Annotated in this window: 17 protein-coding genes; 13 read left to right on the top strand and 4 right to left on the bottom strand. The window is 41.9% G+C overall.

Features of this window, described 5'->3' with window-relative positions; translation table 11 throughout:
• Window positions 1–92: 92 nt before the first annotated feature.
• On the bottom strand, window positions 93–1,112 hold the full coding sequence (locus tag LPA49_RS05020; RefSeq protein WP_036968830.1) for a LacI family DNA-binding transcriptional regulator: 1,020 nt from the start codon (window positions 1,110–1,112) through the stop codon (window positions 93–95).
• Between the two features lie 406 nt (window positions 1,113–1,518).
• Between LPA49_RS05020 and glk the strand changes: the two genes are divergently transcribed.
• From glk to LPA49_RS04975, 9 genes are all read left to right on the top strand, one after another.
• Window positions 1,519–2,517 (top strand): glucokinase, encoded by a 999-nt coding sequence (gene glk / locus LPA49_RS05015; RefSeq protein ID WP_036968827.1) that lies wholly within the window; start codon window positions 1,519–1,521, stop codon window positions 2,515–2,517.
• 28 nt (window positions 2,518–2,545) lie between these two features.
• Window positions 2,546–3,559, top strand: a complete 1,014-nt coding sequence (locus LPA49_RS05010) for a LacI family DNA-binding transcriptional regulator (RefSeq protein WP_036968823.1) — start codon at window positions 2,546–2,548, stop codon at window positions 3,557–3,559.
• Window positions 3,560–3,989: 430 nt separating this feature from the next.
• Entirely contained in the window at window positions 3,990–5,840 is a 1,851-nt protein-coding gene (gene edd / locus LPA49_RS05005; protein ID WP_065979841.1) for a phosphogluconate dehydratase, read from the top strand.
• A 34-nt stretch (window positions 5,841–5,874) separates the two neighbouring features.
• Complete coding sequence (locus tag LPA49_RS05000) at window positions 5,875–6,495, top strand: bifunctional 4-hydroxy-2-oxoglutarate aldolase/2-dehydro-3-deoxy-phosphogluconate aldolase (RefSeq protein WP_036968816.1); 621 nt, start codon at window positions 5,875–5,877, stop codon at window positions 6,493–6,495.
• A gap of 18 nt (window positions 6,496–6,513) precedes the next feature.
• A complete protein-coding gene (gene gap, locus LPA49_RS04995; RefSeq protein ID WP_036968813.1) occupies window positions 6,514–7,518 on the top strand; it encodes a type I glyceraldehyde-3-phosphate dehydrogenase in 1,005 nt (334 codons plus the stop codon).
• Between the two features lie 124 nt (window positions 7,519–7,642).
• On the top strand, window positions 7,643–7,987 hold the full coding sequence (locus LPA49_RS04990) for a hypothetical protein (protein WP_075593638.1): 345 nt from the start codon (window positions 7,643–7,645) through the stop codon (window positions 7,985–7,987).
• A 19-nt stretch (window positions 7,988–8,006) separates the two neighbouring features.
• A complete protein-coding gene (locus tag LPA49_RS04985) occupies window positions 8,007–8,450 on the top strand; it encodes a hypothetical protein (protein ID WP_118844217.1) in 444 nt (147 codons plus the stop codon).
• A 38-nt stretch (window positions 8,451–8,488) separates the two neighbouring features.
• Complete coding sequence (locus LPA49_RS04980; RefSeq protein ID WP_182396300.1) at window positions 8,489–8,857, top strand: hypothetical protein; 369 nt, start codon at window positions 8,489–8,491, stop codon at window positions 8,855–8,857.
• 82 nt (window positions 8,858–8,939) lie between these two features.
• On the top strand, window positions 8,940–10,064 hold the full coding sequence (locus LPA49_RS04975; protein ID WP_065979845.1) for a sterol desaturase family protein: 1,125 nt from the start codon (window positions 8,940–8,942) through the stop codon (window positions 10,062–10,064).
• A 21-nt stretch (window positions 10,065–10,085) separates the two neighbouring features.
• On the opposite strand, the gene LPA49_RS04970 is transcribed toward LPA49_RS04975, so the two are convergent.
• The 3 genes from LPA49_RS04970 to LPA49_RS04960 all read right to left on the bottom strand — a co-directional run bounded on the left by LPA49_RS04970 (window position 10,086) and on the right by LPA49_RS04960 (window position 13,973).
• Entirely contained in the window at window positions 10,086–11,360 is a 1,275-nt protein-coding gene (locus LPA49_RS04970) for a leucine-rich repeat-containing protein kinase family protein (RefSeq protein ID WP_230235900.1), read from the bottom strand.
• A 43-nt stretch (window positions 11,361–11,403) separates the two neighbouring features.
• The gene (locus LPA49_RS04965; protein WP_036968801.1) at window positions 11,404–12,117 is read right to left on the bottom strand and encodes a YebC/PmpR family DNA-binding transcriptional regulator; all 714 of its coding nucleotides are present in this window, start codon (window positions 12,115–12,117) and stop codon (window positions 11,404–11,406) included.
• A 74-nt stretch (window positions 12,118–12,191) separates the two neighbouring features.
• Window positions 12,192–13,973: an ABC transporter ATP-binding protein/permease gene (locus tag LPA49_RS04960; RefSeq protein WP_230235898.1), complete on the bottom strand. Its 1,782-nt coding sequence runs from the start codon at window positions 13,971–13,973 to the stop codon at window positions 12,192–12,194.
• A 168-nt stretch (window positions 13,974–14,141) separates the two neighbouring features.
• On the opposite strand from LPA49_RS04960, the gene LPA49_RS04955 reads away from it, so the two are divergent.
• From LPA49_RS04955 to secF, 4 genes are all read left to right on the top strand, one after another.
• Complete coding sequence (locus tag LPA49_RS04955; protein WP_036968798.1) at window positions 14,142–15,188, top strand: NAD(P)-dependent alcohol dehydrogenase; 1,047 nt, start codon at window positions 14,142–14,144, stop codon at window positions 15,186–15,188.
• A gap of 128 nt (window positions 15,189–15,316) precedes the next feature.
• Window positions 15,317–15,754, top strand: coding sequence for a hypothetical protein (locus tag LPA49_RS04950; RefSeq protein WP_036968795.1), 438 nt, complete (start codon window positions 15,317–15,319; stop codon window positions 15,752–15,754).
• Window positions 15,755–15,827: 73 nt separating this feature from the next.
• Window positions 15,828–17,639, top strand: coding sequence for a protein translocase subunit SecD (gene secD, locus LPA49_RS04945; RefSeq protein WP_065979847.1), 1,812 nt, complete (start codon window positions 15,828–15,830; stop codon window positions 17,637–17,639).
• Window positions 17,636–18,556 carry a protein translocase subunit SecF gene (gene secF, locus LPA49_RS04940; RefSeq protein ID WP_075593635.1) on the top strand — a complete coding sequence of 307 codons (921 nt, stop codon included), beginning with the start codon at window positions 17,636–17,638 and terminating at the stop codon, window positions 18,554–18,556. The genes secD and secF overlap by 4 nt, the downstream gene beginning before the upstream one ends.
• Window positions 18,557–18,649 lie beyond the last annotated feature (93 nt).

Below are 18,649 nucleotides of genomic sequence, written 5' to 3'. Positions count from 1 at the left end.
AATCGAAAAAAAAGCCATTTTAATGGTGGTTGAATTGTCAGTGAATGAAAAAGGCTAGAGATTGACTCGCTTAAGAGCCCTTATCTAGCGATTTAAATACTTGAACCTCGAATGATTAAACGCGGCGGGAGTAGGGTGTTCTCAACCGGTTCACCTCGAATTAGTTTTAAAAGGTTATCAACTAACATTTGCCCTGCGAGTGTGGTGTCTTGCTGTACTGTTGTTAGCGGTGGATTAACAAAACTCGCAACAGCAATATTATCAAACCCTACAACATGAACATCGTCGGGCACGTTGATTTTTGCTTCTTTTAAAGCCCGAATAGCACCAATAGCAATTAAGTCACTCGCAGCAAACAGCGAGTTAAAGCGAATATTATTAGCAATCAGTGAACGAGTGGCATGGTAACCTGACTCTTCTGTAGAAATTGCATTGGCCATTTTTCGTTCGCTAAGAGTAATCCCTTTTGCCAAAAAGGCATCTTTAAAGCCGTGGTAGCGAGCAAAAAATTCAGGGCTATGGTCTGATGCATCACCTATAAAAGCACAATCGGTGCGACCGGTTGCCAGTAAATGCTGCGCCGCCATTTTTCCGCCACCATAATTATCACAGCTAACCGTTAAGTCAGGGCGGTTATCTACACTGGCTCCCCAACAAACAAACTTGGTGTTTTGCTCAATTAAGGTTCTAAACTTGGGTTGATAGTCTAAGTAGTCGCCATAGCCAAGTAATATAAGGCCATCAGCGCGGTGACTATCTTCATAGTCGGCTTGCCAATCAGAGCTACTTGACTGAAAGGAAACCAATAAATCGTAGCCTTCTTTTGCGCAAGCACGCGTAATACTGCCAAGCATGGCCAAAAAGAAAGGATTTATTTGTGACTCATCCGATGTAGGATCTTCAAAGAGTAACAGCGCGAGGGTGCTGCTTTGTTGCGTGCGCAAGTTACTGGCATTTTTATCTACTTTATAATTAAGCTGTTTTGCGACCTCGTGAACTCGTCGACGTGTTTCTTCGTTGACCAGCGGACTATTTCTGAGTGCGCGAGACACGGTTGACTGAGACACACCTGCATAGTGTGCAATGTCAAATGATGTAGCCTTACCTTTCATATGGTTACCAAGTTACAGTGTCAGTGAGTGCCATTTTCGGCTATTTATTATTTTTTTCAAGCAATTTGTGATGAGTCACACAGCAAAGCGAAATACGTTAATAAGCAAGCATTTATTTTACTTTTTATCCATACCTACACTGTCATTTTAGTGAATAAATACGTATGCATGGGTAAATAATGAAAATTTTTATTGATTCAAAGCTGACACCGGTGTCATAATGTCACTGTTTTATCATTTTGTTGTCAAAACGTATTTGGCTGCCCATTTATTTGGGCAGCATTTTTTTAATACTAAAGATAGCTGCTTTGAGAGGATAGCTCAAAGTATTATCAAATACAGTGGCTAGGCCATTGAAAAATATAAGAATAAGCGGCAAAAAGCTTAGACAAATAGAGAAAACAACATGAACACACAGCCTAACACAGAATTTGATCCCATTCTCGTTGCCGATATTGGTGGCACTAATGCGCGTTTTGCCTTAATCACAGACTTTAACGAACAAACAAATCAATTCGTTATCGAGCAAAATCTTAAATTTCCAAGCGCAGATTTTGGTTCACTTGAAAGCGCCATATCACATTATTTTAATCATATTTCGTATGCAAAACCGTCGCGAGCATGTTTAGCCGTTGCGGGTCCAATTAAAGCTGGACAAGTACACCTTACTAACTTAGGTTGGCACTTTAGTGTTGCCGACCTTAAAAATGAATTTGCTTTTACGCAATTAGAAGTCATTAATGACTTTGCTGCTTTTGCGTATGCTGCACCTTATTTAGATGATTCAAAAAATGTTGCAGTGAAAGCTGGACAAGCTGATGACAATGCAAATATTGCTGTCATGGGACCCGGTACGGGTTTTGGTGCTGCTTGTTTAGTGAGAACGTCGCAGGGCAGTGCTGTATTAAGCTGTGAAGCAGGGCACATTACGCTTGCGGCAGTGACCGAACTTGACCGTGAGTTAATTAAAGAGCTTAAAAAGCAATTAAACCATGTATCTGTAGAAACTGTTTTCTCAGGTCCAGGCATTGCCCATTTATATCGCGCAATGGCCGCTGTTAAAGGTATTGAAGCTAAAAACCTTGATGCGGCGCAAATAAGCGAGCTGGCAAGCACAGGCCAGTGCGAAGTATGCGAAGCCACACTTAACCAGTTCTGTGATTGGATTGGCAGTGTTGCGGGTGATCTTTCACTTACATTTGGCGCCTTAGGGGGTGTATTTATTGGTGGTGGGATTTTACCTCGTATGCAACAACGGTTATTATCTAGTCGATTTGTTGAGCGTTTTGCTGATAAAGGTATTATGTCGCAATATACGTCGCAAATCCCTGTTACGCTTGTAACACAAGACAACATTCCACTGGTTGGTGCTGCTGCGTGTTTACATGTAAATAGTAACGCGTAACCAAGGAGTGTCGTTGGATGAGTATCGGATGAAAAAAGTAACCATTAATAGTGTCGCCAGCTACGCCGGTGTTTCTAAAAAAACAGTGTCTCGTGTGCTTAATAATGAGCCAAACGTGAGTGATGCTACACGCGAAAAAGTACTAAAAGTATTTAAAGAGCTTGATTACACACCAAACCCTATCGCACGAGGGTTAGCGCAGAACCGTAGTTTTATTATTGGTTGCTTATACGATAATCCAAGTAAGAGTTATATCACGCGGGTACAAACAGGTGCGTTAGCTGCGTGTCATGAACACAATTATAATTTGTTGATTCACCCGTGTGAATTACGTGGTGAAGAGCTGATCAGTAATATAGAACAGTTACTTCAAACATCACGACTTGACGGGATTGTTCTAACGCCTCCATTTTCAGATTTTGCTGAACTTGTTACATTTTTAAAATCGAAAAAAATTCCGTATGCCCGTGTTGCATCAGCCGTGCTAGAGGATGATTCTATTTCTGTACGCAGTAATGATGAGCAAGGTGCTTTTGAAATAACAGAACATTTAATTAAGCTCGGCCACAAAGAAATTGCGTTTATTAAAGGTCACCCGGATCACAGTGCGACAGAGCAGCGCTTTAAAGGTTATCGTCGCGCACTTGCTACTAATGGCATTGAGTTTAACGAGCGTTTAGTCGAAGAGGGTAACTTTAGTTACCATTCAGGTGTTGATAGTGCGCGCACTATTTTAGATTTAAGCCCACGCCCGACAGCTGTTTTTGCATCAAATGATTACATGGCTGCTGCGGTTCTTAAATTAGCAACACAAATGCAGCTAAAAGTACCCGATGATATCTCGATAGCAGGGTTTGATAATGCCCCCATTGCGCGTCATATTTGGCCTGGTTTAACCACCATTGCTCAACCAGTCGAAGAAATGACACACCAAGCAGTAACACAATTAATTAGCCATATTAGTGAGCCACAGGAGTCACCATATCAAGTGACTTTGGAAGCAAAATTGATTACTCGTGAGTCAACGGCAGCAATTAAATAAATTTCATCTTGTTTTTCACAGTAGCCCGAAATTGAGTGACGCTTTTTCGGGCTTTTTTATTTGATCTATAAACCGTTCATATAAAACATCTAATATATTGTTTATTAATAAGTTAACTCTAATTAGTGTCATCATTCAATAAATCTCTTTCTCATGATTTTGCATGAATTCTATTCATACTAAGCTAAAATAGTACTGTTCATTATTTGGTCACTTTAAAAAATTAAACTAAATTTAACAGATAGGGTTGACACCGGTGTCACAGTCATGAGTTAATACAGTGACACCGGTGTCAGGTTGGTTGTGAGAGACAGCCTGTCAGCGTACCTTTGAACGGGTAAATCAAAGATGCTCAGTGCAATTATTTTCGTGGAGTCTTTAATTGTCACTGAGCCTTTATCCTCTAACTATAGAGATGAGTCGAATTTATATGTTGCATCCTCGTATTCAAGAAGTCACCGAACGCGTTATCGAACGCAGTAAAGAGACCCGCCAAGCTTATTTAGAGCGAATCGCGCACGCAAAAAAACAAACAAGAGTCCGTGCCGGTTTAGGTTGTGGTAATATCGCCCATGTTATGGCTGCCTGTAGCAGTGATGACAAAGCTCGTTTAAAAGCAGATGAGCAACCTAATTTAGCGATTATCAATTCTTATAACGACATGCTTTCAGCGCATGTGCCTTACAAAGATTATCCTGAAATCATCAAAAACCTTGCTACCAAGTATGATGCAACCGCTCAAGTTGCTGGTGGCGTACCAGCCATGTGTGACGGTGTTACGCAAGGTCGTGATGGTATGGAATTGTCATTGTTTTCACGCGATGTGATTGCAATGTCTACTGCGGTTTCTTTATCACATGATGTGTTCGACGGTGTTTTCTGTTTAGGTGTGTGTGACAAGATTGTCCCAGGGCTATTAATTGGTGCGTTATCTTTTGGTCACTTACCTACGTATTTCTTGCCAGCAGGGCCAATGCAGTCTGGCATCCCTAACAAAGAAAAAGCCCGTGTTCGTCAAAAGTTTGCTCAAGGTTTGGTTAGTCGTGAAGAGCTTTTAGAAGCTGAAAGCGCGTCATACCACAGTGCAGGTACTTGCACATTCTACGGCACGGCAAACTCTAACCAAATGTTAATGGAAATTATGGGTCTTCACCTTCCAGGTAGCTCATTCATTAACCCTTACACAGAGCTTCGTGATGGTTTAACAGGCCATGCTGTTGAAACAATGTTGAAACAGTTAATTGAAACGAAAGATGCAAACTGTCTAGCCGACGTCGTCAGTGAAAAAACGATCATTAATGGTCTTGTAGGCTTGCTTTCTACAGGTGGCTCTACAAACCACGCGATTCACTTAGTGGCTATTGCTAAAGCGGCAGGTGTGATCCTGACGTGGAAAGACATGTCTGACTTGTCAGAGGTTGTGCCTCTGCTTACACGTATCTACCCGAACGGTTCAGCCGATGTGAACCATTTCCAAGCCGCTGGCGGCATGGGCTTCTTAATGAAGCAGCTATTAAGCAAAGGCTACTTACATAACGATGTAAAAACCATAGTAGGTGATGGCTTAGAGGCCTATACAACTGAGCCAATGCTAGATAAAGATACTTCAGTGATCATGACGGATAGCTCAGGGCCAAGCAAAGTGAAATGGGTTGCATGTCCAGAAAAATCACACGACGAAGAAGTATTACGCCCAATTGATAATCCATTTAGCAAACAAGGTGGCTTACAACTATTAACGGGTAATCTGGGTAAAGCGGTTATTAAAGTATCAGCGGTTGCAGAGTCGCACCAAGTTGTATCTGCACCAGCTAAAGTATTCAGCTCGCAAGGTGAGCTACAAGAAGCGTACAGCCGTGGTGAACTTAACACCGACTTTATTGCTGTTTTAAAAGAGCAAGGGCCAAAAGCAAAAGGGATGCCTGAGCTTCATAAGCTCACACCTGTGATGGCAACGCTACAAGACCAAGGTTACAAAGTGGCTATCGTAACAGACGGCCGTATGTCGGGTGCGTCAGGTAAAGTGCCTGCAGCCATTCACTTAGCACCAGAAGCGGTTGAAGGTGGTGTGATTGCTAAAATTCACGAAGGTGATTTGATAACGCTTGATGCACCAGCGGGTGTATTAAAGGTGCATGTAAGTGATGAAGAATTAGCAAAACGTGAATTACAACTTAGCCAACCGAGCCAAACATACGGTACAGGCCGAGAGTTATTCGCAGGTTTCAGAAATATAGTAAGTAGTGCAGACCTTGGCGCAAGCGCCTTCGGTTTAGAATAATAATACGCCGTTACTGGGCTATGAGGAACATACAATGAGCATTGAGAAAATTTTATCATCGGCACCTGTGGTACCGGTTGTTGTAATCGAAAAACTTGAAGATGCAGCACCGCTAGCACGCGCGCTTTATAACGGCGGCTTAAAAGCATTAGAAATCACCTTGCGCACACCGATTGCGGCAGAGGCAGTAAAGCTAATGAAAGAAGCCGTACCAGAAGCATACGTAGGCACAGGTACTGTGGTTGATAAAGCGACATTTAATGCATCTGTTGAAGCCGGTGCTGACTTTATGGTGAGCCCAGGTGTAAACGACGAATTATTAGCACTGGCTAAAGAGTCTGACATTCCATTTTTACCCGGTGCCGCAACCCCCAGTGAAGTAATGAAGTTAGTAAGCCATGGCTTTAAGTTCTTAAAGTTTTTCCCTGCAGAAGCAGCGGGCGGCACCGCGATGCTCAAATCAATTGGCGGTCCTTTACCGCAAGTGACTTTTTGCCCTACAGGTGGCATTAGCCTTGAAACCGCACCTAACTACCTTGCATTAAGCAATGTTATTTGTGTGGGTGGTACGTGGATGTTAGATAAACAACTTATTGAAAACAAAGACTGGCAAGCCATTGAAGCGCTTGCTCGCCAAGCAAGTGAAGTAAAATAATTAACGGGAGATATTAGAATGATTAATGTTGCAATTAATGGCTATGGACGTATCGGTCGTAACGTATTACGTGCCCTTTATGAGTCAGCTCAAAACAACGAAATCAAAATCGTTGCCATCAACGATTTAGCACCAGCAAATGTTAACGCGCATTTAACGCAATTTGACTCAGTACATGGTCAATTTTCTCAAAAAGTAACACTTGCTGAAAACACCATGTTAATTGGTAACGACGAAATTACCCTAACACAAGAGCGTGATCCTGCCAACTTACCGTGGAAAGCACTAAATGTAGATATCGTTTTAGAATGTACTGGCTTATTCACATCGCGCGAAGCTGCTGCAAAGCACATTGAAGCGGGCGCTAAAAAAGTGATCGTATCTGCACCCGGTACTGATATGGATGCGACGGTTGTTCATGGTGTGAACAGCGACGTATTAAACGCTGACAGCAACATCATTTCAAACGCATCGTGTACAACAAACTGTCTAGCGCCAATTGCAAAAGCAATCAACGACACAGTGGGTATTGAGCAAGGTAGCATGACAACCATTCATGCTTATACAAATGATCAAAATCTATCTGACGTTTATCACCCAGACTTATACCGTGCGCGTAGTGCGACACAGTCAATGATCCCAACGAAAACAGGGGCTGCTAAAGCCGTTGGTTTAGTACTTCCTGAACTTGCGGGTAAACTTGACGGTATGGCAGTGCGTGTACCGACAATTAACGTGTCTTTAGTAGACTTAACATTTGTTGCTAAGCGTGAAACAACAGCCGCTGAAATCAACGAAGTAGTTAAAGCCGCATCAGAAGGTGCAATGCAAGGTATTCTTGAGTACAACGAATTACCGCTTGTTTCTATCGACTTTAACCACAATCCAGCGTCTTCAATATTCGATTCTACGCAAACTAAAGTAGATGGTAAGCTTGTTAAAGTGATGGCTTGGTACGACAATGAGTGGGGTTTCTCAAACCGCATGCTAGACCAAGTTAAAGCGCTAGGTAAGTTCTTATAATAGAACCGTAAAAGTTTAAGCTTTATCCAACAAAGCCACGTTTATCGTGGCTTTTTTGGTTTTTGCTAGAAAAAACATTTTATTCGCAGTATCGTGTTGTTTACCAATATTTCAGGGAAAAATAATGAATAAAGTATTGCCAATACTATGTTTACTCATAGCATCCTGTGGCTCAACCACAACTAATAACTATCCTGACTTTACTCTCCCCAAAGACGTTTTGTTACAAGCAAAAGACGACTTTAGACGTTCTGATGATAAAATTTTATTTTTGTTGATGGTCAATCAAACGGGTGATTTAGTTAAGGTAAGGGTATTGGATAATAAATTACAAAATAAGCAATTTTTGAATATGTTCAAGAAGAATATGTACAACCTTAAATACCCAAAAGCAGATAAAAGTGATCCTGAATTCAGGGAGTTTGTTTTACCATTCGGTGTAAAAACTGAAGTCGAATTCTATGGTTAAATACATCGAGGGACGAACAATGAAAAATATCCTGCTACCGCTTCTACTTAGTGCACTTGCAATGCTTCCTAGTTATACATTCGCTTCTCAAGAGGCGCAGCAACTCGCTGTTTGCCTAACTGATTCACTCAACGGTAAGGAACGTAAGAACCTTGCCAAGTGGATTTATCTGGGTATGTCGACTCACAGTATTATCAAACCTTTCTCAAACGTGACAGAACAAGATATCGATGATACCAATCGCTATGTTGGCGCATTAGTTACGCGCTTATTAACCGAAGACTGCCCAAAGCAAGCAAAAGCCGCTATTGATGTCGGTGGGCAAGGGGCAATGGAAAATGCATTTCGTCTTGTTGGTGAAGTTGCAATGCAAGAATTAATGACAGAGCCCAGTGTTGGCAATGCTTTGGGCGCATTTGATAAATACCTTGATCAAGAAAAGTTTGATAAAGCATTTCAATAGACTTCTATTGGGAAGTCGATACCTAAATAGGGAAGTTAATGTATCAAAAATTTAAATCGTTATTAGGCAACAGCGTTTATAAATCAATCGCGCTTGTTCTCGTTATACTTCTGGCTGGCCCAGAGTTAATGATAGGTTACGAGTTAATGGCGTTAGTTGAAATTTTAGGCCCAACCACATTTGTGCTTATACATTTAGTTGGTATCAAGCTTTATTTTTATAAATTTAAACAGCTTTTTTTACGCTTTGAGTCGCATAGTGCCTTGTTTTTGCCAACATTTAAGCAGCTTAAAATAATGCCAACGTTGCTGTATCACATACTACCAGAGCGCACTTTCGTCGCGAGTTTTTTACTTAGTGTTGCAGTGGGCTGCGCTCAAATAACATATTCCGCTTTTGTGTTTTAATGTCGCGTTGGCTAATTCAATTACCCATTTTTACGCATAATTGTCTGTGCTATGCTGCGACAAATTATTAAATGGATTTTAGATGATGTCTCGTATTAGTAAGCGACTCTTCCGTGCTGAGCAGTTTCACATCGGCGAGGGTAATATTAGTGGCTATATTGCCTGTTTTTTAGCGATGTTATCGTGTTTAGGTGTATTGGCTTTTCACTTCCCTGAATACCTTACAACCCCAGAATTACGACAAAGTTACAGTGTCGAATTTTTACGTCAGTTAATGTTTGTGGCACTGATTATTTCAGGCAGTTTAGGACTGTTGAACTTTGTCCGTAATACCAATAAACGACTGGGGGCAACTGCTTGGGTATTGATAACGGTGGCGATTGCGTTTGGTGGTCCTAACGTTGAAGTGGGCGACTTTAGGGATAACACGCCGTATTTAGGGCTTGATTGGTTTATTCTTGATTTACTCGGCTCTACGCTTATTTTTATCCTTATTGAAAAATTATTACCGCATCGCAAAGAGCAAAAGATTTTACGTTCTGAGTGGCAAGGGGATTTAAATCATTTCTTTATTAATCATTTAATTATTGGCTTTGTACTGCTTGCAACGAACCAGTTTGTTCACCATGCGTTTGGGTGGGCAGTGTCTGAGACTGTACAAGGCTTTATTGTGCAAATGCCGTTTGTTCTACAACTGTTTTTGATTATTTTAGTGGCTGATTTAATGCAGTATTTTGTTCATAAAGCTTATCATGAAGTGCCATTGCTTTGGCGTTTTCATGCTGTGCATCACAGTGCAAAAGAAATGGATTGGTTAGCGGGATCTCGTCAGCATATTTTAGAAATTTTAGTGACTCGCAGCTTAGTGCTTACGCCTATTTTCGTGCTTGGTTTTCCTTCTGATGTCATTAGTCTTTACGTGATCATTGTTGGTTTTCAGGCGGTATTTAACCACGCCAATGTGAGGGTTAAATTTGGGTGGTTGAGATATATCATTGTGACACCACAATTTCACCATTGGCATCATTCATCAGATAAAGCCGCTATTGATAGAAATTATGCCGCGCACTTCTCGTTTTTAGATTACGTACTTGGCACGGCGGTAAAAGGGCAAGCCGAGTGGCCTGATAAATACGGTGTGGTGGGTGATTACATGCCAGAAGGTATGCTCAAACAGCAGTTGTTTCCGTTTAAAAAGCAAAAATAAAGCCTCAACGAGGCCTTATTTTTATAACCGGTTTAATACTTCGCTAAAGCTGGGTCGCTGTATAGCTTCTACGCGTAAGCAATCTGTAGCGATGGCGGCAAGTTGTTCGGTAATGGCGTTCTCGTTGCTGACGACTGTGAGTAAGTCTTCAATAAAATAACCAAGCGCACGTATTTCTATGCCGTGCATGCATTGCTGCTGATACGGCGCTAACTGTGACAAGTCGGTTGCTGCGCCAAAGTCGCCAAAAAGTAAGTCAGCGTTGTCGTTTATCATACTGTTATGCGCATAGATGTCACCATGGCTGACATGGTTTTTGTGCAAATGCGCCAGTGCGCTGCTCATTTGTTTCACAACCTTTAGCACAAACTCAGGGCTATATTGGCAGCCATTTTCAAAGGTATCGCGAGTACAAGTGTCAAACGACGGTGGTAAACCGAGATTCCTGAAACCTTCACCAATCAGCTCCATGACTAAACCTAATTGTGATGGCTCATTTATATAGCCAAGTGCTTTGATTAGGTTCGGGTGCTCGTTTGCTTGTAAGCAACAATTTAACTCATCTAGTGGGTAGCCATCGCTGGTTATATTGCCTTTAAATAACTTAAGGGCAATAGGGCGCTGCTGCCATTGTGCTAAATGAATAAACCCCGAGGCACCTTGGCCAATTTGCTGTTTTACATCTAGTTCATCTAAGCCAATTTCAGAAAATTGCTCAGACTTTAGAGAATCTGAACGATTAAAATCATTGCCCGAAAATGCAAGCCACGCAAGTTTGGGCAGTTCAAGCAACCAGTTATCAATGTTAGAAAGCCTATTGGCACTTAAGCGAACCAATTCAAGCTCGTGGCAAGCACTCATTGACTCTGGTAGGGCCGTTAACTGATTACCGGCTAACGCTAATTTTTTTAGTTTACTGTACTCACCAAATGATTCAGGCAACGCTTTGATTTGGTTATCGGTTAAAATTAGCCATTCGATATTGCGTGGTAAACTGTGCTCGGCAAACTCGCAAATCTGATTCCCTTTAAACGCCACCATGATTAAATTTGGGCATTGCTTTAGTACTTTCGGAATGTGCTTAAACTGATTAAATGATAAAAACAAACGCTTTAAGTTTTTTAGCGTGTGGAAATCATCAGGTAGGTCGCTTAATTGATTATTCGATAAATCGAGAATTTCTAATGTGTTGGCGAGGGTGTAAATTTCTTTTGGAAAATCAGTCAGTGCTTCTACGAGTTGCAGGCGAGTACAGCCTTGTAAAGCGCCTGATTTTAACTCTTCGAGGGTATTCAAAATTAAGTCCATGCGTTCAGGCCAACATAGTTGGCCTTGTTAATTAAAACTGTGCGTTGTGGTAAACGTTTTGTACGTCGTCGCACTCTTCTAGCATTGATAAAAAACGTTCCATTACTTCAACGTCTTCGCCTTCAATTGGTGCTTCAACTTGTGGTACGAAAGCGATGAGATCTTCATCGAAGTCGCTAATGCCCATTTCTTCAAGTGCTGTGCGCGTATTGTTGTATTCTGTGTGCGGTGCAAATACAGTGATTTTACCGTTTTCAAGTTCAACATCCGTCACATCGACATCGGCCATCATCAGTGCTTCTAATACGGCTTCATCATCGTCGCCATCGAATACAAAAATAGCGAGGTGGTCAAACATATGCGATACCGAGTTTTGTGCGCCAATTTTGGCGTTTGCTTTGGTAAAGCACACACGTACGTCGGCAAAAGTACGTTTGTTATTGTCTGTTAAACAGTCAACTATGATCATGCAGTTGCCTGGGCCATACCCTTCATAGCGGGTCGCAACATAATCTTCGCCGCCACCCCCTTTGGCTTTATCGATTGCACGCTCGATTACATGCGTAGGAACTTGGTCTTTCTTTGCGCGCTCGATTAAACGGCGCAGCGCTAAGTTGCCATCAGGGTCTACACCGCCATTCTTAGCGCAGATATAAATTTCTTTACCGTACTTAGAATAAACTTTGGTTTTAGCACCCGCAGTTTTAGCCATTGAATCTTTTTTATTTTGGTAAGCTCTTCCCATCTGCGTGTTGCCTTTTTGTTTTAGTGAAAATTAAAGCGGCTATTCTAATCATTTAGCGCGCTAGTTAACAGTTTTTATTCTTCACTCTGTTGTAATTGCCACATTCGGGCATACTCGCCATTCGCTGCGAGAAGCTGCTGATGTTGACCCTGCTCAACCACTTTACCATCTTGCATTACAATGATTTTATCGGCATCTGTAATGGTTGATAAGCGGTGCGCAATAACGAGACTGGTGTGTTTTTTAGCCACTTCACGCATTGCACTCAGAATAGCTTGTTCTGAATGTGAATCGAGAGCCGAGGTTGCTTCATCAAACACTAAAATCGGTGAGCCTTTCAAAATTGCCCGAGCAATAGCTATGCGTTGTTTTTCGCCCCCCGATACTTTTAAACCACGCTCACCAACGAGTGTTTGATCGCCCTTATCAAGACTTGCAATAAAACTATCAAGGTGCGCAAGTGAGATCGCGTGATCAATTTCAGCCTCGCTTGCTTGGGGGTTACCGTAAGCTATGTTATCGCGAATTGTGGTGTTAAATAACACGGTGTCTTGCGGCACAATAGCAATCGCTTGTCGTAAACTTTCTAGGGTAACCGTATTAATTGCTTGGTCATCAATATAAATGTTTCCTGCATCGACGTCATAAAACCGATAAAGCAGGCGGCTTAAGGTACTTTTACCAGCTCCACTGGCACCCACAATGGCGACTTTACTGCCAGCTGCTACCTCAAAGCTTAATTGCTTTAAGATAGGGCGTTGCTTGTCGTAACTAAATGACACATTGTCGAAGCGAATAGCTGCGTTGTGTAATTTCAGCGGTGTGGCATGTGTATCATCGCTTATTGCTGCTTTTCTATTTAAAAGCCCGAGCATGTTTTCGAGGTCGGTGAGTGCACGGCGGATTTCTCGGTACACAAAGCCTAAAAAGTTGAGCGGTAAAAATAACTGAATCATGTAGGCATTAATCATGACCAGCTCACCAATACTCAACTTTTTATTGACAACATCGCTGGCGCCCAGCCACATTAGTGCCGTTATGGCCGCAGCAATAATAAGTGCTTGTCCTGAATTAAGCGCAAGCAACGACATGCGGTTTTTAAGTCGCGCTTGTTCCCATTTAGCGAGAAAACTGTCGTAGGTGTTTGCTTCAAACTGTTCATTATTAAAATATTTTACTGTTTCGTAATTAAGTAAACTGTCGATTGCACGGGTATTCGAATTATTATCAGCAGCATTTGCTTCACGAATAAATCGGTTGCGCCACTGAGTGACAACAACAGTAAAGACAATATAAGTTGCAACGGCCACGAGGGTCACTAAAGCAAACCACGCAGAGAATAGGGTGGCAAAAATAATCGCCACAGTCATAATTTCAAATAAAGTGGGCACAATATTAAACATTAAAAAGCGCATTAAAAAGCTAAGTCCATTGGTGCCTCGCTCAATGTCGCGACTAATACCGCCGGTTTGTCTGTCTAAATGAAAAGCCAATTCGAGGTTATGTAAATGTTTAAACACTTTTAGACCGATATGACGCATTGCGTGTTCTGTTACGCGTCCAAAAAGGGCATCACGTATTTCGCCAAAAAACACACTCGCAAAACGAAGTAAACCATAGGCCACTAATAGGGCAACAGGCACACTTAAAATAGGGTGAATATTGGCATCAACGGCGTCGATAATTTCTTTTAGAGCCCAAGGCATCAATAATGTCGCGCCTTTAGCAGCAATCAGTGCTAATACTGCTAAAGTAACTCTTCCTTTAAACGTCATTAAATAGGGCCACAGTGTTTTAATGCTTTGTGACAAATTCATAGCATCAGGGGATTTTGTAACCTGTTCTCGACGGCTCATTCCACGCATGGGGGTCTCTTAGAATTAATTTAATAAAAATAGGCAAACATATCGGTATTTTAGGAAAGTGAAAATGCAGCTTTACCTCTATACTGGTGACAGTATACATGAGAGCATTAACATGTATTTAAATACAAACGTAAACACGAAGAAAGTAAAGGAGTAATCATGAAAACCATTGGTTATGCAGCACATGCCTCAGAAAAACCTTTAGAGCCGTATCATTTTGAACGTCGTGCACTTCGTGACGAAGATGTCTCGATTGAAATCCTTTATTGTGGTGTGTGTCATTCAGATTTACACACTGCAGAAAATGATTGGGGATGGACTCAGTACCCCGTTGTGCCAGGTCATGAAATTGTAGGCCGTGTTCTTGAAGTAGGCAGCGGCGTTACTAAGTACAAAGTAGGCGATCATGTTGCGGTAGGTTGCATGGTTGATAGTTGCCTGAGTTGTGACCAATGTCATCAGGGTGAAGAGCAGTTTTGCCGTGAAGGCATGGTTGGCACTTATTCTGGTCAAGACCGAATTAGCGGTGAATTAACCCAAGGCGGCTATTCAAAACACATCGTGGTGCGTGAAGAGTTTGTATTACGTGTACCAAAAGGTTTAGATTTAGCTAAATGCGCACCTATTTTATGTGCAGGTATCACAACCTATTCACCACTTCGTACTTGGAATGTGGGTCCGGGCAGTCGTGTGGCTGTAATCGGCTTAGGTGGTTTAGGCCACATGGCAATTAAAATTGCAGCGGCAATGGGCGCACATGTGACGGCTATTAGCCGTAGCGATAAGAAAAAACAGCAGGTGCTATCGTATGGCGCAAAAGAGTTATTAGTCTCAAGCGACGAAGCGGCGATGCAAGCACATGCTAATCAATTTGATCTCATTATAAATACCATACCTGTAAAGCATGACTTTACACCTTACATGCCATTACTTGATATTGATGGTACGCAAGTCTTAGTTGGTCAAGTGGGTGAGCTTGCTGAGTCAAACTCAGTTCCTATGTTATTGGGGCGCCGTCGTGTTGCCGGTTCATTGATTGGAGGAATTGCGCAAACACAAGAGATCTTAGATTTCTGTGCCTTACATAATATTCTTCCGGAAGTTGAAATGATCAAAATGGACGAAATTAATGATGCCTTCGATAAATTAAAACAAGGTGATATGGCCTCACGTTTTGTCATTGATATGTCATCATTAGACGTGTGATAACAACGCAGTAAGTTAACACTAAAACGCGAGCCTCTTTAGGCTCGCTTTTATGTGTTTAATGACTTGTTTTTTATTTTTTAACCCTCATTATAGAGGGGTTATCCGCTTAATTTATTGGTTTCTCTTTGTTACGGTTTTTTTCAGTCATTATATTGCTATTTACTGTGCTCTTTAGTGCACAGAGCTTAGCTGCGCCTTCGACTGATTCGCCACTGGTTGCCACTAAATTTTATCAGCTTGAATTAACTAAACCCCCTATCATTGCCCATAAACAGGTTATTGTTCATCCAAAGCCTTTAGAAAAGTCGGGTTTTGATACTTTATTACCCCGACTTACAGCCAGTAATTCATCCTTATTTCTTTACCATAGTCAGGTAGATCCTGATTATGAGTTATTGATTGAGTTTTTCGCTGAAAACTGGGGTAAAGCACATTTCTTAGCACCACCTAAAAGAGCACAGACTGTTCCTTGGTTTGCTATTACGAGTGCGCGAAAATCACGTATTAGTGGCTGGAAAGACGCTAATCTTATTTATAAAGCCCGCGCTACATACCACAGCTAAACGACTTCCTTCGTCATTTTTTTATTTTAGGAATTAATTTTACCGGCTTAATAGAGTCGGAAGGAAGTCTTGTATGTCAAAGAAACAAAAGCCGACGTTTTGGCGTCGACTAAAAATGAGCTATGCCGCTATGATAGCTGCCTGCATTTTATTAGCTATCAGTGCGCTACCTAATTTATACCCAAATAAATCGTGGTTACACATCGAGCAACCTGAACAGGTTGTATCACTGCAAATGGTGACTAATTCGCTAAATCAACAGGGTTTTAAGGTAGACAAAGCGAATGATTCAGCTAATCAGTTGGCTATTTTATTAAATGAGCCAACACAAAGTGCCAATGCGCTGAGCTTTATTAAAACAGCGTACCCCACCTTAAATAGCAAAATTGTTGAGCATGCCACAAGCCCGCAATGGTTACAGCAGTTAGGCTTATCGCCAATAAAGCTCGGGCTAGATTTAAACGGTGGCGTGCTATTCGTGCTTGATGTTGATTTAGATAAAGCGATGCAAGAGCACCTAAGTAGTGTCTATCAACAAACTAAGTTAGTACTTCGCAAAGAGAAAGTACGCGGCATTCGTGCCAGTGAAGTGAAAGGCGGCATTGAACTGCACGTTTTACCCAGTGCTGAAAATAACCTGGCTGGCTTAGTCGCCACGTTACAAGCGCAATTTAAAGGCCTCGTGCAAACTAAATCAACCAGTAATAATTTAACCACGGCGTTTTTGCATTTTGATGAGCAAAGCCGCAGTGAGTTTGATAAACAAGTGATGGCGCAGAGCTTAACAACATTACGAGGACGTATTGAAGAGCTCGGTATTACTGAAGCGGTAACACAGAGACAAGGCAAGCAGCGTATCCGCATAGAGTTACCCGGTGTGCAAGACCCCGCAGAGGCAAAGCGGATCATTGGTGCGACAGCAACCCTTGATTTTTATCAGGTTGTTGAAGTAGGTGGCAAAGCCTTTAATGTACAAGGTGGCGGAGTTGTTAACCTTAACCCTGTCGCTATTTTTTCGGGGGACCATATTAATAACGCTAATGTGGGCAAAGATGAGTGGGGGAAACCGCTTGTTCAGTTGAGTTTAGATTCGCAAGGTGGCGATGCAATGTCTGCTTTTTCAAAACGCAACATTGGTAAACCCATGGCCACTGTTTACTCAGAGTATTCGCGAAACGCCAACGGCGAAGTGATTAAAAAAAGTGAAGTGATTAATATCGCCAATATTGCTCAACATTTAAGTTCACGTTTTAGTATCACCAATATGAAAAGCCCACAAGCGGCCTACGATTTAGCATTGTTATTGCGTGCAGGTTCGCTCACAGCACCCGTTACAATAGTTCAAGAGCAAACGATAGGGCCAAGCTTAGGTGCTGAGAATATTGAGCATGGCCTTGCTGCATTAATGCTGGGTATAGGCATTACTCTTGCTTTTATGGCGCTGTGGTATCGCCGCTTAGGGCTTATTGCCAATATTGCTTTATTACTTAATTTAACGGCACTAGTGGGGTTAATGTCATTATTACCGGGCGTTGTACTCACGCTACCTGGCATTGCGGGTTTAGTGTTGACCATAGGTATGGCCGTTGATACTAATGTGATTATTTTCGAGCGTATTAAAGAAGAAAAACGCAAAGGTAGACCCACCTATCAAGCCATTGAGCAGGGTTATAATCAAGCATTTTCCACCATTTTTGACGCAAACGTAACAACCATGATTACGGCGATTATTTTGTATGCAGTCGGGTATGGCCCCGTCAAAGGATTTGCCATTACGTTAGCACTTGGCTTACTCACCAGTGTGTTCACCGGTGTGTATATTTCAAAAGCACTTAGCCAAACACTGTATATTAAATTAACGAATTTAGCGGGGGCAAAAGCATGAGCTGGTCTACATTAACAGCAGCAAGTAAAGCGCGCGTTTTAGGATTACTTCTAAGCTGTGCGCTAGTGATAAGTAGCCTTGGGGTGTTATCGGCTAAAGGGTTAAACTTTGGACTTGATTTTACAGGGGGCTATATCACAGATATTAGCACCGAATCGGTTACCTCGATTGCAGACTTAACAGCAAAGTTAAGCCCTGAGGTCGTCGATAAACTAATAATAAGCAAAGCAGGCGATCATCACTTTGTTTTAAGACAAGCCCCAGACCTTAATACAACGGCTAATTGGCAGGCAGAGCTTAGCCAGCAAGGCATTGACTTTAAAGTGCTTTCAACTTCATTTTTAGGGTCTCAAGTGGGTGATGAGTTATTTGAGCAAGGTTGTTTAGCACTTTTTGCCGCACTTATCGCAATTATGGTGTATTTAGCCGTGCGTTTTGAATGGCGACTGGCTGTGGGCTCAGTGGTCGCACTATTACATGACTTAATTTTGGTGCTAGGTTTGTTTTCGTTATTAGGGCTTGAGTTTAATTTAACCGTGCTGGCGAGTTTATTAGCAATTATTGGTTACTCATTAAATGACTCAATCATTGTTGGCGACAGAGTCAGGGAGCTTTTACGTATTCAATCAGGTAGTCAGCGCATTGATACTCATGTGGTGATCAACGATGCAATACGCTCTACACTCACTCGCACATTAATTACCTCAGGTACAACACTTGCGACCATCGCATGTATATGGCTGTTAGCCGGTGCTGCATTAACCGGGTTCGCGATTGCCTTATTTGTCGGCATTGTGGTGGGAACATTTTCATCAATTTGTATTGCTGCCACGTTACCGCAGTTATTGGGTCTGAGTAGCGATAATTACACGCAAACTTTAGATGATAAAACCCAAGCTTACATTGATATGCCTTAACCACACTTGCGCAGGGTTAATCATGATTAACCCTGCGCTTTTTTAAACTTAGCACGCGCAATATAAAGCACCAATCAGATAAGCTAATGAGCT

This window comes from Pseudoalteromonas sp. MB41, assembly GCF_020966275.1.
GTDB lineage: Bacteria > Pseudomonadota > Gammaproteobacteria > Enterobacterales > Alteromonadaceae > Pseudoalteromonas > Pseudoalteromonas lipolytica.
The sequence above is the reverse complement of the archived record's forward strand: the minus strand, read 5'-3'. Positions and strand labels throughout refer to the sequence as shown.